The organism is Janthinobacterium sp. SUN211, from assembly GCF_030587315.1.
Classification (GTDB): Bacteria; Pseudomonadota; Gammaproteobacteria; order Burkholderiales; family Burkholderiaceae_D; genus Janthinobacterium; species Janthinobacterium kumbetense.
The window spans coordinates 21,085-38,032 of the sequence record NZ_JAPWIC010000011.1 but is presented as its reverse complement, the minus strand read 5'-3'; the positions used below and the strand labels follow the sequence as shown (position 1 = coordinate 38,032).

Sequence of the window (16,948 nt, the reverse complement as noted above, 5' to 3'; positions counted from 1 at the left end):
CACATGATACCGGACTTCCGCCCCATCGAGCCCCTCATGCAAGGGCACATCCTGGCGCGGCGGAAAAAAGCGGGGCGGAAGGATATAATCCCCCCCATGGGTGAACGATATTTAAAAAGTATCCGGCTGCTGGCCGAATGCATGCAAGGCTTCGAGCGGTTTTCTGGCGACTTCGTGCGCCAGTACGGCTTGACGCATGCGCAATTCGACATCATCGCCACGCTCGGCAACACCTGTGGCATGTCCTACAAGGAACTGGGCCAGAAAACCCTGATCACCAAGGGTACCTTGACGGGCGTGGTGGACCGGCTGGAACAAAAGGGGCTGGTAATCCGCGAACGTTGTCCACGCGACAAGCGTTCCTATTACGTGCGCCTGAGCTGCGAGGGCGAACACGTGTTCCATGACGTGTTCCCCAAACTGACAAAACAGGGCCAGCGCCTGTTCGACGGCTATACCGAAGACGATTTCATGCGCCTGGAAATCACCCTGGCGGGCTTGAAGCACGCCATCGCCAACGGCCACGGCTGACCATACACCAAGCACAGACATTCAAACAAGACAAAGGAAACCAAGTTGAAAACCACACTGCTCGAAGGCAAAAAGCCAGCTCATTTCGATAAACACATCATCGGCAACCTGCTGCTCAACGCCAGCACGCCGGAACTGGTGCGCCAGGAAAAACTGATCATCGGCGTGCGCAACGAAGACGGCGAAATCTACCGCCTGATCGGCGCCACCAAGCACAACAGCTTCATGAACGCCGTCGAGGAATTGTTCGACCTGGGCCTGACGGATGAACTGGAAGACAGCGACGAGCTGGTTGAAGGCTGCGACGCCATCTTCAGCGAAGCTCTGTAGCAGCGCTTTCGACAGGACCTGCTGCGCGATGGTCCTGTCCAGCGCTGTGACGAACGCTGTCGTTAAAAAAAGGCATGCCACCGATACAGGGGCATGCCTTTTTTCGTTTACGGGGGCAGTTGCTTGCCTTTTGCCAAGCTGTTTGCGAAAAGATCATGGTTAAAAAGTTCCGCACGGAAATATTGCGAGTATAATTTTTTCAATGAACAGACTCGACGCCTTTAAAAGCATCGCCGCACAAGCCGCTCGTGGCGAGCTGACCTTTCCTGCCAATGTGGACGCTTCGCTCAAGCTGCAAGAGGCGCTGGCCGATCCCGACTGCCATATCGAAGCCGCAGCCAAGCTGGTGCAGGCTGACCCGCTGCTGGCCGCGCGCACGGTGGCCATCGCCAATTCCGTGGCGTTCAACCGCTCCGGCAATGAAATCACCAGCGTGCGCAACGCCGTGCAGCGGCTCGGCGTGCGTACCCTGCAGTCGGTGGTGGCATCGCTGATCGTGCGCCAGCTGGGCAGCACCATCACCGATCCCGTGCTGCAAGCGAAGGCCAACCAGTTGTGGGAGCATACGGCGCATGTGGCGGCCCTGTCGCAGGTACTGGCCCGCCGCGTCACCAAGGTGGACCCCGATACGGCCCTGTTTGCCGGCATCATGCATGAAGTGGGCGGGTTTTATCTGCTGTCGCGCGCGGCCGAATTCCCCGGCATCCTCGACGGCGAACCAGAGGACTGGGTCGAACATGGCGAACAAGCCATCGGTCATGGCGTCCTGACCAAACTGAAGGTGCCGGAAGCGGTGATGGGCGCCATCGATGCGCTGTGGGAAGGCTTGCGCGCCATCCCGCCCGAATCGCTGGGCGATACCCTGCTGCTGGCGAATGACCTGGCGCCTGTCTCGTCGCCCCTCAACGAAAGCCCGGCCGCCATCGCCGTGCGGGCCGCCCGCGCCGCGCGCAGCATCGATTGCCTGATCGGCGACGATGCGACCTTGTCGAGCATCATGGAAGAATCGGACGATGAAGTGCAGTCGCTGCTGAAGGTGCTCGTGCACTAGCCTGCCGGCTTGCTGGCCGCTGGCGGCGGTGCCGCCGGCTTGACCGTGTCGACGATCAGCACATGCTTGTCCATGGCCTGCGTTCCCTGCTTTTGCTGGGCGACTTGCGTGGCAACCGCCCTGGTACTCAACAGGGGTTTCGGATGGCGTGGCATGAACATGGCGTACCTGCTGGCAGTGGGATAGGCCCCATATGTGCAGCAAGTATCAAATTATCAAGCCACCCTCAAACACCGGACAAAAAAAACCCGCTCGAAAGCGGGTAAAGTCCAAAGCTAGGGATGTCCTGAAAGAGACAGCCCTATCTTATGCGGTGCGCCGCGCCAGCTCCGTGCGCTGGCACACTTAGCGCGCAGATTATCCCGGCAATAGCTGCACGTCTGTTTCCTGCCAGGCGCGCAGCTGCCGCACGCGGGCAAACCACGCCTGGATATGCTGGTACTGCGCCAGCGGCAGCCGCACGGCCTCGCTGTACATCAGCGGCGCGGCCACGGCGAAATCGGCCAGGGTCACGTCTTCTCCGCTGAGCCAGCCGCGTCCCGCCAGATGCGCGTCCAGCACCACGGCGCACTCACGCAGATCGCGCTCGCCGCGCGCCTCTTCCAGCGGATCCGCCGGACCATTGCCCGTCATGCCCTTCCAGGCGCGTTCCCAGGCCAGCACGCTGATGGCGGGCGCGAAGTGCTGCGCGGCCCAGAACAGCCAGCGGTTGACGTCGGCGCGGGCTTGCGGCGCCTGCGGATAAATCGTCTGGCCCGGCACCTGCTCGGCCAGGTATTGCATGATGGCGCACGATTCCCACAGCAGAAAAGTGCCATCGGCCAGCACGGGGACCTTGCCGTTCGGATTCAACTCGGACAGACGGCGGCGGTCATCCGCATTCATCAGGTCGACTTCCGCCAGTTCCAGCGGCAGGCCGAGGTGGATCGCCGTCATCAGGGCACGGCGGGCATTCGAGGACATGGGGTGGTGGTACAGGCGCATGGCAGATGGCTCCGGTGAGTGAAGAAGCCACCATCGTAGTCGCCGTCACTGACAGTTTTTGTCAGGAGCGGATGTCAGGATTCCGGGGCGCTAGCTTTCCGGATCAATCTCGTGCGCCTTGCGCCAGGCATCCAGCAGCACATGGCGCCGCGTGGGATAGCGTTCGTCATGCTGCTGCACGCTGGCGATGCGGTCGATGCGGAAATGCCGGTAATCGCCACGCAGCTCGCACCATGCGGCCAGCAGGCGCTTGCCTTCGAAAAACGCCAGGGCAAACGGCCACACCGTGCGCGAGGTGGCGCTGCCATGCTCATCCTGGTAGCCCAGGGTGAGCTTTTGTTCGTAGCGGATGGCCTCGCGCACGGGCTGCACATAGCGGTCGGCCGGCTGCGTGCCATCGGCGGGGTGTCCCAGCGGTACCCACAAGCTGGTCTCGGCCATGCTGTCGCGCAAGTCGCGCGGCGAGGCGGCCGCGATCTTGGCCAGGGCATTGCTGGCCGCCTGCGCCAGGCCCGCATCACCCTGCCGGCGCACCCAGCGCGCACCCAGCACCAGCGCTTCCAGTTCATCGGCGCCAAACATCAGCGGCGGCAAGAAGGCGCCACGGCGCAGCACATAGCCGATGCCGGCCTCGCCCTGCAGGGGGGCGCCCAATTCGGCCAGGGTCTGGATATCGCGATAAATCGTGCGCTCGGAAACGTCCAGCTGCTGCGCCAGCTGGGCCGCCGTGACGGGCACGCGCCTGGCGCGCATGGCGTCCATCAGCAGGAACAGGCGGCCGCTGCGGCTCATGGACAGGCCTGCAAAGCCTGGTCGCCCATGACCAGGGCCGACAGGGCCGGCACGTACAGATAGCCGTCGGACGCCAGGCGCGCCGCGCGCGTCCCCTCTTGCACGCCGGTGATGCCGTAGCAGCGCTGCAGCCGGCCGGCGGCTGGCCACCAGTAGACGGCCGCCTCCTGGTCGGGAAAGCGCTGACGCACGCTCTCGGCCTGCTCCGCCACTTGCCGGAAATCGCGGTAAAAGGCGGGCGAGATGCCCAGCTCCGCGGCAAACGCCGTTTCCAGCGCTGCCGTCTCTGCCAATTGGGCCGCCAGCGTCGCCGTTTCACGGTCAAGCGCATCGGCCGGCACGCCCGCCTCGACCAGGCTGCGGCGCATGCGCTCCGGGCCAGCCTGCGCGCGCAGGAACGCCGATTCCTGCAGCGCCAGCACGGCACCGGCGGGGATATGCACATGGCGCGCGGCCGGGAAGACGTACAGCGCGCAGCTGCCCGCGCAGACGGTGTCGACGGACAAGTCCCACTGCTGCTGACGCAGGTAGCGCCCCAGCAACATGGCCGCCTGCGGATCGCCGCCGTCGCTATTCACGCGCAACAACACGGTGCCCGGCGTGGCCAGCAGCCGCACCTTCTCCACATCACCGCCAGCGATGGCGCCGCGCAGGACGATGACATCGCCGGCCACCCGGCTGACATCCGCCGCGCCGGCCAGCGCGTTCACGCCCATCATCGCCGCCATCCATAAAAAACGCTTCATCATCATCCATCACAAAAAAAAACGACCACCGCGAGGGGTGATCGTTCTTGGGTTCGCTGTGCAAAAACCTGCGTTTACACCACGGCGCCGTCGGTTTCGTCTTTTTCCTTGATCGGCTTGATCAAGTCTTCGCGCTTGACGCCCAGCCACATGGCGATCGAGGCCGCGACGAACACGGAGGAGTAAATACCGAAGCAGATACCGATGGTCAGCGCCAGCGCGAAATGGTGCAGGGTCTGGCCGCCGAAGACCAGCATCGACAGCACCATCATCTGGGTCGAGCCGTGGGTGATGATGGTACGCGAAATGGTGCTGGTGATCGCGTTGTCGATCACTTCATGCACGGAAGCCTTGCGCTGCTTGCGGAAGTTTTCGCGGATACGGTCAAAGATCACCACCGATTCGTTGACGGAATAACCGAGCACCGCCAGGATGGCCGCCAGCACCGTCAGCGAGAATTCCCACTGGAAGAAGGCAAAGAAGCCCAGGATGATCACCACGTCATGCAAGTTGGCGATAATCGCCGACACGGCGTATTTCCATTCGAAGCGCACGGCCAGGTAGATCATCACAAACACGACAACCATCACCAGCGCGTTCAAGCCGTTCTGCGTCAGTTCCTCGCCCACTTGCGGGCCGACGAATTCGACTTTCTGCAGTACTACCGCTTCGTTGCCGGCAGGGTCCACGCAGGCGGTCTTGATGACGTGCTCGCCCTTGTCGGTGACGGTATCGATGCCCTTGGTCGTGCCTTGCTCGGCCTTGCACAGCGTTTCAAACACGCGCTGCGAGGTATTCGCGGCAGTCACGCCCTTTTCCACCGGCAGGCGTATCATCACGTCGCGCGCCGTATCGAAGCTGGTCACGCCCGGCTCTTCATAGCCGAGGCCGATCAGGGTGCCGCGTATGCCTTCAAGGTTGGCCGCTTTCGGGTATTTGACCTCCATCAGGGTGCCGCCCTTGAATTCCACGGACAGGTGCAAGCCCTTGTGGAACAGGAAGAAGACGGCGGCAATGAAGGTCACGGCCGAAATGACGTTGAAAATCAACGCATGGCGCATGAAGGGAATATCTTTTTTGATCCGGAAAAATTCCATGAAATCCTCTGAGTTCTATTCTGTGCGTCCGGCGGCTGGGCCGCAGGACGCTATCGCTGTTGACGCTATTCGGTAAGTCGGAGCCCTGGCTTATTTGCTCGTGCCCGGTACCCAGACCGTGCCGATCGACAAGGTCGTCAGCTTTTTCTTGCGGCCATACCAGAGGTTGACCACGCCGCGCGAGACGAAAACGGAGGAGAACATCGAGGTCAGGATACCCAGGCAATGCACAACAGCGAAGCCGCGCACGGGACCGCTACCGAAGGCCAGCAGTGCCAGGCCGACGATCAGGGTGGTCACGTTCGAATCGAGAATCGTGGCCCAGGCGCGGTCGAAGCCGGCGGCGATCGCCGCTTGCGGCGTATTGCCGGCGCGCAGCTCTTCGCGGATACGTTCATTGATCAGCACGTTGGCGTCAATCGCCATGCCCAGCGCCAGCGCGATAGCGGCGATACCTGGCAAGGTCAGCGTCACCTGGATCATCGACAGCAAGCCGACCAGCAGCAGCAGGTTGGTGGCCAGGGCCAGTACGCTGAAGGCGCCGAACAGCATGTAATAGGCGATCATGAAGATGGCGATGGCGATGAAGCCGTACAGGGTCGAGTGGAAGCCCTTGGCGATGTTTTCCGCGCCCAGCTGCGGTCCGATCGTGCGTTCTTCGATGACGGTCATCGGTGCGGACAGGGCGCCCGAGCGCAGCAGCAGCGCCAGTTCATTCGCGTTTTCCGCGCCGCCCATGCCTGTGATCTGGAAGCGCGAACCGAGTTCCTGCTGGATCGTCGCAACCGACAGCACTTCCGGCTTGCCTTTTTCAAACAGCACGATGGCCATGCGCTTGCCGACGCGTTCGCGCGTCGCTTCGCGCATCTTGCGTCCGCCGTCGCCATTCAGGTCGATCGACACGGCCGCTTGCTGATTCTGGTCGAAGCTGGCCGTGGCGCTGGAGATATAGTCGCCCGTCAGGATCACGTCTTTCGCCAGCACGACAGGGACGCCCTTACCGACGGTGAACAGTTCCGAGTTGAACGGGATGGCGCTCGACAGTTCTGTACCAGGCACGATGGTTTCATCGACCAGGCGCACTTCCAGGGTGGCCGTGCGGCCGATGATGGCCTTCGCGCGGGCCACGTCCTGCACACCAGGCAATTGCACCACGATGCGGTCAGGGCCTTGCTGCTGGATCAGCGGCTCGGCCACGCCCAGCTCGTTGACGCGCTTGGACAGGGTGGAGATATTCTGTTTTACGCCTTCGTCGATGGTTGCCTTCAGGGCCGCCGGTTTCAGGGTGATGTTCAGTTTCAAATCGCTGCCTTCGCCCGCATCGGCGAACGCCAGCTCCGTCATCTGGTCGGACAGGACATTTTTTGCCTTCAGGCGCGTCTCGGCGTCACGGAAGTTGATTTGCACGCTGTCGCCCACGCGCTCGATGCCGGCGTGGCGGATATTCTTGTCACGCAACACGCTACGCGCGGCGGACTGGACGCCCTGGACTTTCTTGTTCAGTACGGCTTTCGCATCGACCTGCATCAGGAAGTGCACGCCACCGCGCAAATCCAGGCCCAGGAACATGGGCAAGGCATGCAATTTTTGCATCCACATCGGCGTATTGGCTTGCAGGTTGACCGTCACGATGAACGCGGGATCGGTGGAATCGGGATTCAGATCCTTTTCCAGCACCAGTTTTGCCTTGAACTGGGTATCGGGATCGGCAAAACGCACGCGCACGGAGGCGAGATTGCCGGCGCCATCCATGGTGACGCCTTCCGACTTGACGTTCTCTTTCGTCAATATTTGCTCGACTTGCGTCATCAGCTCGCCCGTCACTTTGACGGTCGACTTGCCGCTGGTTACTTGCAGCGCCGGTGACTCACCGAAATAGTTGGGCGCCGTATAGAGTGCGCCCAGCAATAAGGCGACGACGATAATGATGTATTTCCAGGCAGGATAGCGATTCATAGTGATTCAGCGTTCAGTGTTGAGCGTCGGAGGCGTCGCGAGGGGCGGCCGATAGCCGCCCCGGATCTGTCATTGCCGAGGCAATGACAGCGAGGAATTACAGCGCCTTCAGGGTGCCTTTAGGCAGCAAGGTGGTGATGGAGCTCTTTTGCACCGTGATTTCGGTGCCGGCCGCCACTTCGATGGTGACGTAAGCGTCCACTACCTTGGAAACACGGCCCAGCATGCCGCCGGCGGTGACGACTTCGTCACCCTTGGCCAGCGCGTCCATCATCGCCCGTTGTTCTTTGGCGCGTTTTTGCTGTGGGCGGATCATCAGGAAATACATGACCACGAACATCAATACCAGCGGCAGGAAGCTGGTCAGGTTGCCGCCGAGGCCCAGGGCTTCGGTTGGGGCTTGCGCATAAGCGTTGGAAATGAAAAACACGGTGACTCCAGTTCTAATCAGTTTGAAAAAATAGCGCTGTATTCTAGCATTGGCTATACGTCATAACCCGAATTGCAGGCATGGCAACTTTAAATGGGGCTAAAAAAGCATTATGCAATGCTTTATCGCCCCAGTCCAAGCACCAATACACAAAACTTCCGGCCATGCCGCGGCCAAGGCTCAAGCTAAGCTTTTCTTAAGTTCCGCGTGCGCGTTCCGCATGGAATTGCAGGGTAAACGCGTGGAAACGGTCTTCGTCCAGCGCCTCGCGCATCTGGCGCATCAAGTCCAGGTAATAATGCAGGTTGTGGATGGTGTTCAGGCGCGCGCCGAGGATTTCCTTGGACCGGTGCAAATGGTGCAGGTACGCGCGCGAGAAATTGCGGCAAGCGTAGCAGCTGCAGGTCTCGTCCAGCGGCGCCTGGTCTTCCTTGTACTTGGCGTTCTTGATCTTGATGTCGCCAAAACGGGTAAACAGCCAGCCATTGCGGGCGTTACGCGTCGGCATGACGCAGTCGAACATGTCGATGCCGTTCGACACGCCCGCCACCAGGTCTTCCGGCGTGCCCACGCCCATCAGGTAATGCGGCTTGTTGGCCGGCAAGCGCGGACCCACGTGGGCCAACATGCGCATCATGTCTTCCTTCGGCTCGCCGACGGACAGGCCGCCGATGGCGATGCCGGGGAAATCGATCTCTTCCAGCTTGGCCAGTGACTCGTCGCGCAGCATTTCGAACATGCCGCCCTGCACGATGCCAAACAGCGCATTTGGGTTTTCGCCGCGGTGGAACTCATCCTTCGAGCGCTGCGCCCAGCGCAGGGACATGCGCATGGACTTGGCCGCTTCCTCGATGGTGGCCGGACGGCCCTGGATTTCGTACGGCGTGCATTCGTCGAACTGCATGACGATGTCGGAATTCAAGACGCGCTGCACCTGCATCGACACTTCCGGCGAGAGGAACAGTTTATCGCCATTGATGGGCGAATTGAAATGCACACCCTCTTCCGTGATCTTGCGCATGGCGCCCAGCGAAAACACCTGGAAGCCGCCCGAATCCGTCAAGATCGGCTTGTTCCAGCCCATGAAGCCATGCAAGCCGCCGAATTTCTCCATGACGGTGTTGCCTGGACGCAACCACAGGTGAAACGTGTTACCCAGGATGATCTGCGCGTCGATCTCGTTGAGTTCCAGCGGCGACATGGCCTTCACGGAACCGTAAGTGCCCACTGGCATGAAGATCGGCGTCTGCACGATGCCATGGTTGAGTTTCAAGGTGCCGCGGCGTGCCTTGGTCAGGCCGCTCGTGTCGGTCTTGAGTAATGTAAATTCCAGCATGTCAGTCTTTCACGGGAGTATCAAGGTTCAGCGCAGCGCGCGATTGCGTGGTGAGCAGCATCGCGTCGCCATAGCTGAAGAAACGGTAATTCTGCGCGATCGCATGCGCGTAGGCGCTGCGGATCGGCTCATAGCCAGCAAAGGCCGACACCAGCATCAGCAGGGTCGATTTCGGCAAATGGAAGTTGGTGATCAGGCGCGTTACCGTTTTAAATGCATAGCCGGGCGTGATGAACAGGGCCGTATCGGCGCTGCCCGCCACCAACTGGCCGCTTTGCGAGGCCGATTCCAGCGCACGCAGGCTGGTCGTGCCGACGGCGACCACGTCGCGCCCGGCAAGCTGGGCGGCGCGCACGGCGTCGACGGTTTCCTGCGGCATGGTGTACCACTCGGTATGCATCTTGTGTTCGGCCAACACCTCCGTGCGCACGGGCTGGAAGGTGCCGGCGCCCACGTGCAGGGTCACATAGGCAAAGTTGACGCCCTTCGCTTTCAGCTGGTCGAGCAGGGCCTGGTCGAAATGCAGGCCGGCCGTCGGTGCCGCCACGGCGCCGGGCACCTTGTTGAACACGGTCTGGTAGCGCGTTTCGTCAAATTCGTCCGCATCGTGCTCGATGTAGGGCGGCAGCGGCAAACGGCCATGCGCCTCGATCAGCTCGAACACGTCGGCGTCGAAGTGCAGCGTAAAAAATTCGCCGGCGCGCTGGCCGACGGTCACGTCGAAGGCATCGGCCAGGCGGATGCGGCAGCCGGGCGGTGGCGACTTCGAGGCGCGCACCTGAGCCAGCACGGTGCGGTCATCGAGCACGCGCTCGACGAGGGCCTCGATCTTGCCGCCGCTTTCCTTGACGCCAAAGAAGCGCGCTTTGAGCACGCGCGTATCGTTCATCACCAGCAGGTCGCCCGCCTGCAACAGCCCGACGATATCGGCAAAGCTGCGGTCAACCAGGGCGTCGCCGTCCAGATGCAACAGGCGCGAGGCGCTGCGCTCGGCCAACGGAGTTTGCGCAATGTTTTCTTGCGGCAAATTAAAATCGAAATCGGAAAGCGAATACATGCGTTTTGCTTCAAAAGTACGTCAAAAATGATTAGGAGTGCGCAATGGAACATCTGGCACTATACTGTGCGCCTATACAGGCATTACAATAATCCGCCGCAACAACTACGACTGCGGTACGCACAGGGTGTGCCGGACAACCCTCTATTTTACGCTAGCGGCACCAAAACCTTGCATATGTCCGATCCAAAGCCCGATCTTCCTCCCGCAGCCAAGCCCGCCGCGAAGCCGAAAGCCGCCAAAAAAGTGGTCAGCACGGAAAGCCGGCTGGCCAAACTGGGCTTGCGCACGGATATGGACCTGGTGCTGCACCTGCCGATGCGCTACGAGGACGAAACCAAGGTCTACACGATACGCGACGCCTGCCTGCGCGGCGGCGAGTCGTGGCAAGTCGAGGGCGTCGTCACCAAGTGCGAAGTCAATTTCAAGCCACGCAAGCAATTGCTGGTGACGATCGCCGATGAAACGGGCAATTTGCTGCTGCGCTTCATGAATTTCTATGGCAGCCAGGTCAAACAACTGGCCGAAGGCACGCGGGTACGCGCGCGCGCCGAACTCAAACACGGCTTTTTCGGCGCCGAGATGGTGCACCCGACGTATAAAGTGGTCAACGAAGGCGCGCCGCTGCCCACGGCCCTGACGCCCGTGTACCCGTCCGGCGAAGGCCTGTCGCAGCACGTCCTGCGGCGCGAAATCGCCGATGCCATGCGCCGCATCGACTGGCAAGACACCTTGCCCGATCATCTGCTGCGCGAGATGCAGCTATCGCCGTTCCGCGCCGCCGTGCACCTGCTGCACTATCCGCCGCAGGATATCGATGAAAGCGCGCTGATGGACCGCTCGCACCCGGCCTGGGTGCGCATGAAGTTCGATGAGCTGCTGGCGCAGCAGCTGTCGCTGAAACGCGCCCAGCGCGCGCGCCGCTCGAAAGGCGCCGCCTCGCTGCCCGTCGTCGGAACTTTATCGAAGGCCTTCGGCGCCGCCCTGCCCTTCAAGCTGACGGGCGCGCAGGCGCGCGTGCTCGAGGAAATCCGCGCCGACCTGCGCCAGCCGTATCCGATGCAGCGATTGCTGCAAGGCGACGTCGGCAGCGGCAAGACGGTCGTCGCCGCCCTGTCGGCCACGCAGGCCATCGACAGCGGCTACCAGGCCGCGCTGATGGCGCCCACGGAGATCCTGGCCGAGCAGCACTTCCGCAAGATCGCCGCCTGGATGGAGCCGCTGGGCGTGAAGGTGGCCTGGCTGACGGGCAGCCTGAAGAAAAAGGAAAAGACGGCAGCGCTGGCCCTGATCGAATCGGGTGAAGCGCAGCTGGTGATCGGCACGCATGCGCTGATCCAGGAGAATGTGCTGTTTGCCAAACTGGGCCTGGTCATCGTCGACGAGCAGCACCGCTTCGGCGTGGGCCAGCGCCTGACCTTGCGCAACAAGGGCGACAGCGCGGCCGTGCCGCACCAGCTGATGATGTCGGCCACGCCGATTCCGCGCACCCTGGCCATGACGTATTACGCCGACCTGGAAGTGTCGGTGATCGACGAGCTGCCGCCCGGACGCAGTCCCATCGTCACGCGCGCCATCGACCAGAACCGGCGCGACGAAGTCATCGCCCGCGTGTATGCGGCCGCACTGGAAGGCCGGCAGGTGTACTGGGTCTGCCCGCTGATCGAGGAATCGGAAGCGCTGCAGCTGCAGACGGCCACCGACACCTACATGATGCTGGCCGAAGCCCTGCCCGCGCTACAGGTGGGTCTCGTGCACGGCCGCCTGAAGCCGGCGGAAAAGCAGGAAGTGATGGACGCCTTCATCGCCGGGCATATCCACGTGCTGGTGGCTACCACCGTCATCGAGGTGGGCGTCGACGTGCCGAACGCCTCGCTGATGGTGATCGAACATGCCGAGCGCTTCGGCTTGTCGCAGCTGCACCAGCTGCGCGGGCGCGTGGGCCGCGGCTCGGCGGCCAGCGTCTGCCTGCTGCTGTACCAGGGTCCGCTAGGCGGCGTGGCACGCCAGCGCTTGATGACCATGCGCGAAACGACGGACGGTTTTGAAATTGCCCGCCGCGACCTGGAAATCCGCGGCCCCGGCGAATTCCTCGGCGCGCGCCAGTCCGGCCAGGCCATGCTGCGCTTCGCCGACCTGGAAACGGATCAATGGTTAGTAGATCAGGCGCGCGACGTGGCGCACGACCTGCTGCACGCCACCACGACGGCCGCCGCGGCCACCGTGGAAGCGCACCTGGCACGCTGGCTGGGCGGGAAAGAGGAATTCCTGAAAGTCTAGGAGCGCCCTACATGCACATCCAGAAGCGGTTCGCCAGGTCCAGCATGAAATCGGGCCGCAGATAGGCCAGGAAGACGAGAGCCAGCAGCGCGGCGCCAGCCAAGCGCCATAGCCATGTGCGCCAGCTGGCCATTACGCGGTCACCTCCACGCGCTTGACGGCGCGCTCGTCGATGGGCAGGTTGATCAGCGCAGCCAGCAAGCCCAGGCCGATGGTGATCATCCACACGACGTGGTAGCTGCCCTGGTGCTCGTACAGATAGCCGCCCAGCCACGCGCCAAGGAAACTGCCCACCTGGTGCGAGAAGAACACCATCCCGGCCAGCATCGACAGATGCTTCACGCCGAAGATGCCGGCGATGATGCCGTTCGTCAGCGGCACGGTCGACAGCCACAGCACCCCCATGCCGGCGGCGAACAGGTACACGGACCACGCCGACAAAGGCGCCAGCAGGAACACGGTGATGACCACGGCGCGCGTCACGTAGATGGCCGACAGCAGGTAGCGCTTGGCGATCTTGCCACCGAGTTTGCCCGCATAGTAGGAGCCGACAATGTTGAACAGGCCGATCAGCGCCAGTGCCGTGACGGCGATATTCGGATTCATCAGGCCCTGGTCCTTCAGGTAGGCCGGCAAGTGCACGCCGATGAACACCAGCTGGAAGCCGCACACGAAATACCCTGCCAGCAGCAGCCAGAACGAACGGCTGGCGATGGCTTCGCTGAAGGCGGCGCCCACGCTTTGCTGCGGGCCGCTGGCGTGCGACACGGGCGGCTCGCGCAAGTAGAAGGCCATCGGGATCATGGCCAGCAGTACCAGCGCGGCCAGCACATAAAAGGCGTTTTGCCAGCCCACGGCGGAAATCAGTTGCTGCTCGACCGGCATCATGAGGAACTGGCCGAACGAGCCGGCCGCCGACGAGATGCCGAAGGCCCACGAGCGCTGCTCGGGCGGCGCGCTGCGGCCGATGATGCCGCTGATGGCGCCAAAGGCAGTGCAGGCCAGTGCCAGGCCGATGAAGATGCCGGAACCGACGATGAACAGCGTGGGCTGCGTCACGAGCGCCATCCACACCAGGCCCGCCATGTAGCTGATGGCGCCGACGATGACGACGCGCATGGTGCCGAAACGGTCGGCCGCCATGCCGGCGAACGGGCCGAAGACGCCCCACATCAGGTTTTGCATGGCCAGCGCCAGCGAATACGTTTCGCGCGTCCAGCCATTCGCTTGCGAGATCGGCTGCATCCAGAAACCCAGGCCATGGCGCACGCCCATCGCCAGGGTCAGCACGACGCCGCTGGCGATGAGGACAGTTTTCAGGCTGGGACGGGATGAATGCAATGTCATGGGATTCCTGTTCACGCCTGGTCGGCTCGGTACACGAGGCCGATCTGGCCACGCATGGTGTCAAGGTTGTGCATCAGCGCCACGCTGTCCGCGTGCAGCATGACGGGACTTTCCAGCAAGCCGGCGCGGATGCAGCGCATCGCTTCGATCGCTTCGTGCGCATAGCCGTTGCCCAGATGGGGCGCGGCGACGACACGGCGCTCGCCATCCATCGTTTCGACGATCAGGTGGTCGGGTTTGTAAAAACGGTTGGGCAGCCGAATCCGGCCCAGGCAGCCGGAAATGGTCATTTCCGTCGGCGTCTGCGCGCGCAGGCTGCAGGCGCAGGACGAGGTGCCCCCGCCCGCGTGCCGCAGCGAGAACACGACCTGCTCATCGACGCCTGTGGCGCCCATCTCGGCCAGCGCCTGTACCTGCGATACGGGGCCGAGGAAGAAGGCCGCCATCGACAGCGGATAGATGCCCACGTCGAGCAGCGCGCCGCCGCCGAGTTCGGGATTGAACATGCGGTGCTCGGGCGGGAAATTGGCGACAAAGCCGATGTCGGCCTGCACCTGCTGCAGCACGCCGATTTCGCCGCTGGCGATGATGCGCTGCGCTTCCTGCACGGAGGGCAGAAAACGGCTCCACATGGCTTCCATCAAAAACAGTTTTTTGTCGCGTGCCATATCGACCACGGCCTGCGCTTCGCGCGCGTTCATGGTGAACGGTTTTTCGCACACGACGTGCTTGCCGGCGGCCAGGCACAGCAAGGCATTTTCAGCATGCAGGGTGTGCGGCGTGGCGATGTAGATCACGTCCACGTCCGGATCCATGGCCAGGGCCTGGTAGGAACCGTGGCAACGCTCGATGCCGAATTCGGTGCCGAAGGCCTGTGCGCCAGCCTCGCTGCGCGAAGCCACCGCCACCAGTTGCGCACCGGGTGCATCGCGCAGGCCATTGGCCATCGCGCGGGCGATCTTGCCGGTGCCGAGGATGCCCCAGCGGACGGTATTTTCCATGCTATTGCTCTCTTTCTGCGCCAGCCACCTTGCGCTTCGGGCGGAACACCGCCGCGTCATTGTAAAAATCGTCGTCCTGGCCCTCGCACCAGCCGGGCAAACCGAGCACGGGCAGCGGCGTGAAGTCCGCCGTGGTGAGGCCTTGCTGCGCAAGGTCCTGCGCCACCCGCTCGTCGAGCCAGGCGCGGCGTGCCGCATCGTCCAGGGTGAAATAGGCGTCGCCGGCGAAGATCACGCGCGTATGCGCCGTGATGGCCTTGCGCGGCACCACCAGTTTTTCCATCAGCGCGTGGCCGAACAGCCAGACCTCGGCGTCGCCGCCGGCGTCAAACTTGTCGCGCTGCGCAATGAACGCGCTGCGCCAGTCATGCCCGCGCAACGCCGCTTCCAGTGCGCGCCCCGCATCGCTGTCGCGCAGCACCAGCAGGGCGGAATTTTCGTCAAAAATCGTCGCGCCATCGCGTGCGGGACCGCGCGATTTGCCGACGCCGGACAGGGCGATCTGCGCCGCCTGCAGCGCGTTCAATTGCCGCTTGATGCGCGGGAAAGTGAGCCACACGAGCGCGTTGAAAAAATCGTGCAGATTGTCGCGCGTGGGCACGCCGCCCGTCGCGCCGATGAACTCCTCGTAGGCGACGCCTTCGGGCAGGTCCGCTTGCGGCACGAAAGCCAGCGGCAGGCCGGAGGGATTGCGCAAGTCCAGCGCCCGTGCCCGGCCGTTCAACGCGGCGATCACCGTGTCGCGCTGCAGGTCCAGCTGCCGTCGCGCCGGCAGCACCGTGGCAAACCAGGGGCGGGTCCAGTCTATCGATGGCAGCATGGAGTGATTACACCATTTTCCAGTTGATCTGCTCGCCCGCATTGAGCGGAATCACATGGCTGTCGCCCAGCGGCAGCGAAGCTGGCAAAGTCCAGCTTTCGCGCTTCAGGGTGATGGTGTCCGTGTTGCGCGGCACGCCGTAGAAGGCGGGGCCGTGGAAGCTGGCGAACGCTTCCAGCTTGTCGAGCGCGCCGGCCCGTTCGAACGCTTCGGCATACATTTCCATCGCGTGCAGGGCCGTGTAGCAGCCGGCGCAGCCGCAGGCCATTTCCTTGGCGCCTTGCGCATGCGGTGCAGAATCCGTGCCGAGGAAGAAGCGCTCGTCGCCGCTGGCGGCCGCCGTCATCAGCGCCAAGCGGTGCTCTTCGCGCTTGAGGATCGGCAGGCAGTAGTAATGGGGACGGATGCCGCCCTTGAAAATCTCGTTGCGGTTGTACAGCAAATGGTGCGCCGTGATGGTGGCGGCGATGGGACCTTCCGCTTCGGCCACGTACTGCGCCGCATCCTTGGTGGTGATGTGTTCGAACACGACGGACAGGGCCGGGAAGGCGCTGCGCAGCGGGCGCATCACGCGCTCGATGAAGACGGCTTCGCGGTCGAAAATATCGATTTCCGGATCCGTCACTTCGCCGTGCACGAGGAAGGGCATGCCCACTTCCTGCATCACTTCGAGCACCTTGTAGCAATTTTTCAAATCCGTCACGCCCAGGTCGGAATTCGTCGTGGCGCCGGCCGGATACAATTTGACGGCCTGCACGATGCCGCTATCCTGCGCGCGGCGGATTTCGTCGGGCGAGGTGTTGTTCGTCAGGTACAGCACCATCAGCGGATCGAAGTTCACGCCTTGCGGCACGGCGGCCAGGATGCGCTCGCGATAGGCGGCGGCATCGGCCGTGGTGGTGACGGGCGGCTTCAGGTTCGGCATGACGATGGCGCGGCCGAACTGGCGCGCGCTGTGCGGCAGCACGCTGGCCATGACGGCGCCGTCGCGCAGGTGCAAATGCCAGTCATCCGGACGGGTGATGGTGATGGAAGCGGGGGTGTGATCGAGTGTGGACATGGCGGCTGCTCTCAGGCGGTCATTGCGGATAGCGCCATTTTACCAGCCGCGGGGCCGTCCCGCCGGCCAGGATCACCTGTATGCGCGGCCTCCCGGACGGCAAAACGGCCGGTATGCGCCGGCCGTTTTC

18 protein-coding genes are annotated in these 16,948 nt (G+C 62.8%); 4 read left to right on the top strand and 14 right to left on the bottom strand.

What is annotated here, in order from left to right; genetic code table 11:
• Positions 1-96 precede the first annotated feature (96 nt).
• From O3301_RS26850 to O3301_RS26840, 3 genes are all read left to right on the top strand, one after another.
• Complete coding sequence (locus tag O3301_RS26850; RefSeq protein WP_305057973.1) at positions 97-531, top strand: MarR family transcriptional regulator; 435 nt, start codon at positions 97-99, stop codon at positions 529-531.
• Between the two features lie 45 nt (positions 532-576).
• Positions 577-861, top strand: coding sequence for a hypothetical protein (locus O3301_RS26845; protein WP_070220679.1), 285 nt, complete (start codon positions 577-579; stop codon positions 859-861).
• Between the two features lie 202 nt (positions 862-1,063).
• The gene (locus O3301_RS26840; protein ID WP_046684532.1) at positions 1,064-1,912 is read left to right on the top strand and encodes an HDOD domain-containing protein; all 849 of its coding nucleotides are present in this window, start codon (positions 1,064-1,066) and stop codon (positions 1,910-1,912) included.
• Here the strand turns inward: O3301_RS26840 and O3301_RS26835 are convergent.
• The 9 genes from O3301_RS26835 to queA all read right to left on the bottom strand — a co-directional run bounded on the left by O3301_RS26835 (position 1,909) and on the right by queA (position 10,310).
• Positions 1,909-2,073 (bottom strand): hypothetical protein, encoded by a 165-nt coding sequence (locus O3301_RS26835; protein ID WP_305057972.1) that lies wholly within the window; start codon positions 2,071-2,073, stop codon positions 1,909-1,911. The genes O3301_RS26840 and O3301_RS26835 overlap by 4 nt on opposite strands.
• 196 nt (positions 2,074-2,269) lie before the next feature.
• Positions 2,270-2,896, bottom strand: coding sequence for a glutathione S-transferase family protein (locus tag O3301_RS26830; RefSeq protein ID WP_305057971.1), 627 nt, complete (start codon positions 2,894-2,896; stop codon positions 2,270-2,272).
• Positions 2,897-2,986: 90 nt separating this feature from the next.
• A complete protein-coding gene (locus O3301_RS26825) occupies positions 2,987-3,688 on the bottom strand; it encodes a YafY family protein (RefSeq protein WP_305057970.1) in 702 nt (233 codons plus the stop codon).
• On the bottom strand, positions 3,685-4,434 hold the full coding sequence (locus O3301_RS26820; protein WP_305057969.1) for a hypothetical protein: 750 nt from the start codon (positions 4,432-4,434) through the stop codon (positions 3,685-3,687). The genes O3301_RS26825 and O3301_RS26820 overlap by 4 nt, the downstream gene beginning before the upstream one ends.
• Before the next feature lie 74 nt (positions 4,435-4,508).
• Complete coding sequence (secF, locus tag O3301_RS26815) at positions 4,509-5,531, bottom strand: protein translocase subunit SecF (protein WP_305057968.1); 1,023 nt, start codon at positions 5,529-5,531, stop codon at positions 4,509-4,511.
• 90 nt (positions 5,532-5,621) lie between these two features.
• Complete coding sequence (secD, locus tag O3301_RS26810) at positions 5,622-7,487, bottom strand: protein translocase subunit SecD (protein WP_099666209.1); 1,866 nt, start codon at positions 7,485-7,487, stop codon at positions 5,622-5,624.
• 97 nt (positions 7,488-7,584) lie between these two features.
• Positions 7,585-7,917: a preprotein translocase subunit YajC gene (gene yajC, locus O3301_RS26805; RefSeq protein WP_077408845.1), complete on the bottom strand. Its 333-nt coding sequence runs from the start codon at positions 7,915-7,917 to the stop codon at positions 7,585-7,587.
• 196 nt (positions 7,918-8,113) lie between these two features.
• Positions 8,114-9,253 carry a tRNA guanosine(34) transglycosylase Tgt gene (gene tgt, locus O3301_RS26800; RefSeq protein ID WP_305057967.1) on the bottom strand — a complete coding sequence of 380 codons (1,140 nt, stop codon included), beginning with the start codon at positions 9,251-9,253 and terminating at the stop codon, positions 8,114-8,116.
• A gap of 1 nt (position 9,254) precedes the next feature.
• Complete coding sequence (gene queA / locus O3301_RS26795) at positions 9,255-10,310, bottom strand: tRNA preQ1(34) S-adenosylmethionine ribosyltransferase-isomerase QueA (RefSeq protein WP_289900595.1); 1,056 nt, start codon at positions 10,308-10,310, stop codon at positions 9,255-9,257.
• A 177-nt stretch (positions 10,311-10,487) separates the two neighbouring features.
• On the opposite strand from queA, the gene recG reads away from it, so the two are divergent.
• The gene (gene recG / locus O3301_RS26790) at positions 10,488-12,590 is read left to right on the top strand and encodes an ATP-dependent DNA helicase RecG (RefSeq protein WP_305057966.1); all 2,103 of its coding nucleotides are present in this window, start codon (positions 10,488-10,490) and stop codon (positions 12,588-12,590) included.
• 7 nt (positions 12,591-12,597) lie between these two features.
• Here the strand turns inward: recG and O3301_RS26785 are convergent, their stop codons facing one another.
• Genes O3301_RS26785 through pyrC form a run of 5 tightly spaced genes read right to left on the bottom strand, consistent with a single transcriptional unit; the run spans position 12,598 to position 16,818 of the window.
• Complete coding sequence (locus O3301_RS26785) at positions 12,598-12,723, bottom strand: hypothetical protein (protein ID WP_255206293.1); 126 nt, start codon at positions 12,721-12,723, stop codon at positions 12,598-12,600.
• Positions 12,723-13,937, bottom strand: coding sequence for an MFS transporter (locus O3301_RS26780; RefSeq protein WP_305057965.1), 1,215 nt, complete (start codon positions 13,935-13,937; stop codon positions 12,723-12,725). The genes O3301_RS26785 and O3301_RS26780 overlap by 1 nt, the downstream gene beginning before the upstream one ends.
• A gap of 11 nt (positions 13,938-13,948) precedes the next feature.
• Positions 13,949-14,938, bottom strand: coding sequence for a Gfo/Idh/MocA family protein (locus O3301_RS26775; protein ID WP_305057964.1), 990 nt, complete (start codon positions 14,936-14,938; stop codon positions 13,949-13,951).
• Position 14,939: 1 nt separating this feature from the next.
• Positions 14,940-15,758 (bottom strand): DUF3025 domain-containing protein, encoded by an 819-nt coding sequence (locus tag O3301_RS26770; protein WP_305057963.1) that lies wholly within the window; start codon positions 15,756-15,758, stop codon positions 14,940-14,942.
• A gap of 7 nt (positions 15,759-15,765) precedes the next feature.
• Positions 15,766-16,818 carry a dihydroorotase gene (gene pyrC / locus O3301_RS26765; protein WP_099666203.1) on the bottom strand — a complete coding sequence of 351 codons (1,053 nt, stop codon included), beginning with the start codon at positions 16,816-16,818 and terminating at the stop codon, positions 15,766-15,768.
• Positions 16,819-16,948: the final 130 nt, after the last annotated feature.